This window comes from Flavobacterium sp. (assembly GCF_023151265.1).
In the GTDB taxonomy this organism is placed as follows: Bacteria; Bacteroidota; Bacteroidia; order Flavobacteriales; family Flavobacteriaceae; genus Flavobacterium.
In genome coordinates, this window is the sequence record NZ_JAKLJH010000145.1 from 1 (window position 1) to 6,342 (window position 6,342).

4 protein-coding genes and 2 pseudogenes are annotated in these 6,342 nt (G+C 34.5%); 1 reads left to right on the forward strand and 5 read right to left on the reverse strand.

Features of this window, described 5'->3' with window-relative positions:
• From L6Q46_RS11815 to L6Q46_RS11830, 4 genes and pseudogenes are all read right to left on the reverse strand, one after another.
• Positions 1-2,548 (reverse strand): annotated as a pseudogene (locus L6Q46_RS11815) (hypothetical protein); the annotation flags it as partial.
• A gap of 122 nt (positions 2,549-2,670) precedes the next feature.
• The gene (locus L6Q46_RS11820) at positions 2,671-3,183 is read right to left on the reverse strand and encodes a DUF4136 domain-containing protein (RefSeq protein WP_291284471.1); all 513 of its coding nucleotides are present in this window, start codon (positions 3,181-3,183) and stop codon (positions 2,671-2,673) included.
• 65 nt (positions 3,184-3,248) lie between these two features.
• Positions 3,249-5,225 carry a urocanate hydratase gene (locus L6Q46_RS11825; RefSeq protein WP_291284472.1) on the reverse strand — a complete coding sequence of 659 codons (1,977 nt, stop codon included), beginning with the start codon at positions 5,223-5,225 and terminating at the stop codon, positions 3,249-3,251.
• 130 nt (positions 5,226-5,355) lie between these two features.
• On the reverse strand, positions 5,356-5,535 hold the full coding sequence (locus L6Q46_RS11830) for a DUF5522 domain-containing protein (protein ID WP_111567629.1): 180 nt from the start codon (positions 5,533-5,535) through the stop codon (positions 5,356-5,358).
• A 28-nt stretch (positions 5,536-5,563) separates the two neighbouring features.
• Between L6Q46_RS11830 and L6Q46_RS11835 the strand changes: the two genes are divergently transcribed.
• Positions 5,564-5,890 carry a hypothetical protein gene (locus L6Q46_RS11835; protein ID WP_291284473.1) on the forward strand — a complete coding sequence of 109 codons (327 nt, stop codon included), beginning with the start codon at positions 5,564-5,566 and terminating at the stop codon, positions 5,888-5,890.
• Here the strand turns inward: L6Q46_RS11835 and L6Q46_RS11840 are convergent.
• Positions 5,891-6,342: pseudogene (locus L6Q46_RS11840) on the reverse strand (hypothetical protein); the annotation flags it as partial.

Below are 6,342 nucleotides of genomic sequence, written 5' to 3' on the forward strand. Positions count from 1 at the left end.
TTGTTACGTAAGTTCCTGTAATGTTTGATAAAGTAGCACTCCATGTGTATGTTGTTCCTGGCACATTACTACTTAATACAAAATCTAAAGGATTTCCATCACAAATAGAATTAGTTACTGTGTAAGTTAAGATTGGTTTTGGAGTTATTTGTACCGTCAAACTTGTAGAAGAAGCACATTGACCTGGGTTAGGTGTAAAAGTATAAGTTTGAGTAGTAGTATTGTTAAAATTAGGTGACCAAGTTCCTGTTATTCCGTTGATAGAAGTTGCGGGAAGAGGGGAGTTACTTGTGCCTTCACAAATTGGAGCAATTGCGTTAAAAGTTGGAGTAATTCCTGAAGCAGATAATGTAATACTACCTCCTAAAGTAACCGTTCCACAACCGCCAACAGTATTAATAGAATAAGAAAACCCAGAAGCTGGAGTTCCGCTAATAGTAACTGTATTTCCAGAAGTAGTAGCAGTAACGCCAGTTGGTAATCCTGTTACGTTCACACTTGTTGCTCCACCACCAAAAGTATATTGAATAGGCGTAATAGTATTTCCAGAACAAATACTTTGAGTGTTGTTAGCCGAATCTAAAGTTAAAGTAGCATTAGATGATACTGAAACAGTTCCATTTAAAGTTACGGTTCCACAACCTCCAATAGTATTTACATTGTACGAAAAAGGATTAGCAGGAGTTCCGCTAATAGTAACTGTATTTCCAGAAGTTGTAGCGGTAACACCAGTTGGTATTCCTGTTACATTAACATTAGTAGCACCACCACCAAAAGTATATTGAATAGGCGCAATAGCATTACCAGAACAAATACTTTGAGTGTTGTTAGCTGAATCTAAAGTTAAAGTAGCATTTGTTGAAAAAGTAATACTTCCTCCTAAAAGTACTGTTCCACAACCTCCAATAGTATTTATATTGTACGAAAATGGATTAGTGGGAGTTCCGCTAATAGTAACTGTATTTCCAGAAGTTGTAGCTGTAACACCAGTTGGTAATCCAGTTACATTCACGCTAGTTACACCACCACCAAAAGTATATTGAATAGGAGCAATAGCATTACCAGAACAAATATCTTGATTGTTATTAGCAGAGTCTAAAGTTAAAGTAGCATTTGTCGAAAAAGTAATACTTCCTCCTAGAGGTACTGTTCCACATCCACCAATAGTATTAATAGAATAAGAAAAACCAGAAGTAGGAGTTCCGCTAATAGTAACTGTATTTCCAGAAGTTGTAGCAGTAACGCCAGTTGGTAATCCTATTACGTTCACGCTAGTTACGCCACCACCAAAAGTATATTGAATAGGAGTGATAGCATTTCCAGAGCAAATATCTTGATTGTTATTAGCAGAGTCTAAAGTTAAAGTAGCATTTGTTGAAAAAGTAATACTTCCCACTAAACGTACTATTCCACATCCACCAATTGTATCTACAGTGTATGAAAAAGGACTAGTAGGAATTCCACTAATAGTAACTGTATTTCCGGAAGTTGTAGCTGTTACACCAGTTGGTAATCCTGTTACATTCACGCTAGTTACACCACCACCAAAAGTATATTGAATAGGAGCAATAGTATTACCAGAACAAATATCTTGATTGTTGTTTGAGGAGTCTAAAGTTAATGTACTGCCAGAAATATTAATTGTTATTTGGTCTGTTATGGTTGTCCCACAAGAGTTTGTTGCTGATAAGGTTAGGGTTATCGAGCTCCCGGCTGTTGCGGTTGTTGGTATCGTGTAAGTAGTTGACAAATTATTTGGAGTTGAAAAGCTTCCTGATGCTGCACTCCAAGTAACGCTAGTTTGTCCTTGAGCAGCTCCAGATAGATTTATCGTTTGTCCAGCACAAGAAGCTATTGGGGTTGTTCCTGCTTCAATAGTAAAAGGAGGAACAGGAGCAATACAGCCATTATTTACATAAGAAGCGGTACCAGAAGGAGTGAAGTTAACTGTTGATCCATTTAGATCTGATATTGTGCCACCAACACCTCCAACTGAGTTTACAAGATTGGCACGTTGATAAGTTACGCTATCGGTACAACCTCCTCCAAAAGAAACACTTAAAGTTCTTGTAGCAGGTGTAGCATTATAATTTCCAAAATGACCTGCATTAGGATTTGAAGGTGTATTTTGAAATAACATATATATATCTGAAGTTAAAGCTCCGAAGGAATTTAAAGTTGTGTCTAAATTGGGGCTTGTAACAACAATAACTGTTGCATTAGCAGGAAGAACTCCTCCTGTTGGTTCTAAAATTTGACCACAACCTCCAGCAGCGGCAATTGCAGTATTTAGTTGACTAACTTTTGAAGCTGTAGTAGCGTTTTGAACTAAGTTTAGCCAAGCTTGAGCTGGCCAGTTGATACTTAAACTACTTGTATTTAGAGGTGCGGGACCAATTTTCATTCGAAACATTTCATTAAATCCTTCGTCTGAACCGTTATCACAAGCATCAACTAAAATACTCTCAATTTGAAAACATTGTGAAAAACTATTATTTGATACTAAAAATAGACTTAAAGATAGTATCAAAACCTTTAAAAAATTCATTTTGTAAATTGCTTTATTTGAAAAGCGGATGCAAAATTACGAAAAAGCTAAAGTTTAATATTACCAAACAATTAATATTAAATGAAAAAGGTGTAAATTAACACTTACACCTTTTAAATTCTTTATTTTGGAGGATATTGTTCTAATATCTTTGAAACAAACTCTTTTATTCTTGCATCTTTTTTATTTGTATCTTTAGTAAGATAACCACTTCCTTCACCTTGCCAAACTAATTCTTTTGTTTTGGCATCTATTATGTCAATAAAAAGTGTTCCTTCAGGAGTAGTGGTTACATTTGAATATCCCATTCCCCAGTAAGGATTCCAACCCCAACCAAAACCGTAGTTCTGATAAATATCAACTCGTTCTCTTTCTTTTGTAAAAATACTGATTAAAACATCTGGGTTTTCAGATTTAGTAAAGCCTTTGGTTGCCATTACTTCTTCGATGGAATACAAAATTCTTTTTTTATCTAAATCAGAAATTTCAGCTTTATCAATACCGCTTTTTAAATAAGCATAAGTTTTGTAGTTGGTAAAAGTTGCTTTTTTATCATAATCAGCATTTACCCTTACTGAACTACAAGAAGCAAGGGTTGCTATAAAAAGAATCGAAAGTAATTTTAGTGTTTTCATAATATTAAGTTTTAAGTTCTTGATTTCAGGAATTAGAAGCTCAACTTGAAACTTGAAACCTGAAACTATAATAATGATTCATCTACTATATTAGGGATGGTAATTTTCAATAAAGGTTGCGTCTCCATAGCTCTTTTTATTGCGAAAATAGCTCCTTCGTTTCTTGCCCAACTTCTTCTTGAAATTCCGTTGTTGACATCCCAGAAAAGCATTGACTCTAAGCGTCTTGATGCTTCTTTACTACCATCAAGAACCATACCAAAACCACCATTAATTACTTCGCCCCAGCCAACGCCACCGCCATTGTGAATGGAAACCCAAGTTGCTCCTCGGAAACTATCTCCAATTACGTTTTGAATGGCCATATCAGCTGTAAATCTTGAACCATCGTAAATATTTGAAGTTTCACGATAAGGAGAATCTGTTCCTGAAACATCGTGATGGTCTCTTCCTAAAATTACGTAGCCAATTTCACCACGAGCAATTGCTTGATTGAAGGCTTCGGCTATTTTGATTCTTCCTTCTGCATCAGCATAAAGAATTCTTGCTTGTGAACCCACAACTAATTTGTTTTCTTGCGCGCCTTTTATCCATTGAATGTTATCCGCCATTTGTTGTTGGATTTCTTCTGGAGAATATTTCATCATTTCTTCTAAAACATCACAAGCAATTTTGTCAGTTTTAGCTAAATCTTCTGGATTTCCTGATGCACAAACCCAACGGAATGGTCCAAATCCATAATCGAAACACATTGGTCCCATAATATCTTGAACGTAACTTGGATATTTGAAATCGATATGATTTTCTGCCATAATATCGGCTCCAGCACGAGAAGCTTCTAATAAAAAGGCATTTCCATAATCGAAGAAATACGTTCCTTTTGCTGTATGTTTGTTAATTGCTGCTGCATGACGACGTAAGGTTTTTTGAACTTCTTCTTTGAATTTCTCAGGATGATTAGCCATCATTTCATTTGATTCTTCAAAAGAAAAACCAGTAGGGTAGTAGCCACCAGCCCAAGGATTATGTAAAGAAGTTTGATCTGAACCTAAATCAATGTGTAAATTTTCTTGATCAAATCGTTCCCAAACATCAACCACATTTCCTAAGTAAGCAATAGAAACTACTTCTTGATTTTCAAGTGCTTTTCGAACTCTAGCAACTAATAATGTAATATCTTCTACAATTTCGTTAATCCAACCTTGTGAATGACGAATATGGGTGATTTTTGGATTTACTTCAGCACAAACTGTAACGCAACCTGCAATATTTCCCGCTTTTGGTTGAGCTCCACTCATTCCTCCTAATCCAGAAGTTACAAATAATCCACCTTTTGGAGATTTTTTAATTTTTCTGAAACCGTTTAAAACTGTGATTGTTGTTCCGTGCACAATTCCTTGTGGACCAATATACATGTAACTTCCAGCTGTCATTTGTCCGTATTGCGAAACACCTAAAGCATTCATTTTTTCCCAATCGTCTGGTTTGGAGTAATTTGGGATAACCATTCCATTCGTAACTACAACTCTCGGTGCGTCTTTATGTGATGGAAATAATCCCATTGGGTGACCCGAATACATGGCTAACGTTTGTTCTTCGGTCATTTCGGCCAAATATTTCATGGTTAATAAATATTGAGCCCAGTTTTGAAAAACCGCACCGTTTCCACCATACGTAATTAGTTCGTGCGGATGTTGTGCCACAGCATAATCCAAATTGTTTTGAATCATTAACATAATCGCTTTCGCTTGTTCGCACTTTCCTGGATATTCATTAATTGGTCTCGCATACATTTTGTAATCTGGACGCAGACGATACATGTAAATTCTTCCGTAAGTTTCTAATTCAGCTTTAAATTCTGGAATTAATTCGGCATGATGTTTTGCATCAAAATAACGAAGTGCATTTTTTAAAGCTAATTTTTTTTCTTCGTTTGAAAGAATTTCTTTTCTTTTTGGTGCGTGATTTATTTCAGTTTCATACGGTTTTGGATTTGGTAAAACCGATGGAATTCCTTCTAATATTTGTTCTTTAAATGTCATTTTTGTTGTGTTAATTCGTTAATTTATTTTCTTCCTCAATTTTGATTTGAAAAACTAGGGATAACGAATATCAGACCTATGATAGGACTTGTGAATTTTAATTCGGTATTTGAATAATTGTATATCCATTTTATTTTTTCTTGGTAGTTCCGGTTTTTTTATCAAAACCATAAGGGCAATGTCTGCACCCACTTTTACAACAATAACCTCTTTTTAGATGGTATTTTTCTGTGAAACACTTGTATCCTTCGGGTGTATAATAGAAATCTTCCCCTTCTTTTAAATTATTCGGATTTAAATCGTTATTCATATCGACAAATTTAGCAACTTTGCATGAAATGATAGTACTAGTTTTTAAATATTTAATTCCAAAAGGTTTCCGTGGGTTTACTTTTTTTCCGTTTGTGTTTTTATCGGATAAAAAAGATAAATCGCATTCTGTTTTACTAAATCATGAAAGAATTCATATTAGACAACAATTGGAACTTTTGATTGTCTTCTTTTTTATTTGGTATGGAATTGAATTTTTAGTTCGATTGGTGCAATATAAAGATAGGAGAGCAGCTTATTATAATATTTCGTTTGAACGTGAGGCTTATTCTAAAGAAAAAGACCTTTACTATTTAAAGCAAAGGTCTTTTTGGAGTTTTTTAAAATATTTATGATTAGTAAATTGCTTTTTTACTAATAACTGATCCGTTTGATAATGTTACTTGAATTATCAATCCAGCATTGTTTTTCTGAATTGTAGTTAAAGGAACTTCATAGCCATCAACATTTGGATAATATGCTAAGTGTCTTCCTAAAACATCAAATACTCTTACCGATTGAATTGTGTTTTTTGTTGATTTTACAGATAATACATCTGAAGAGTATACCCATAAATTAGCATCATCAGCTACTAAATCATCGCCACCTAAAGTTTCGTTCGTGTATCGTAATACAAAACGATTTGGATGATTTCCTGCGTTAGCTGTAAAGCTGTAAGGATTAAGTCTTAAATCGTGAATTGTATTGTTTTCTTTATCTTCTAGATAAATATTTTGATCGTTTGTGAAGAATCCGTCAACAGCGCCAATACCAATTGTATAATTTCCATTTTGAGGAACTTTTATTC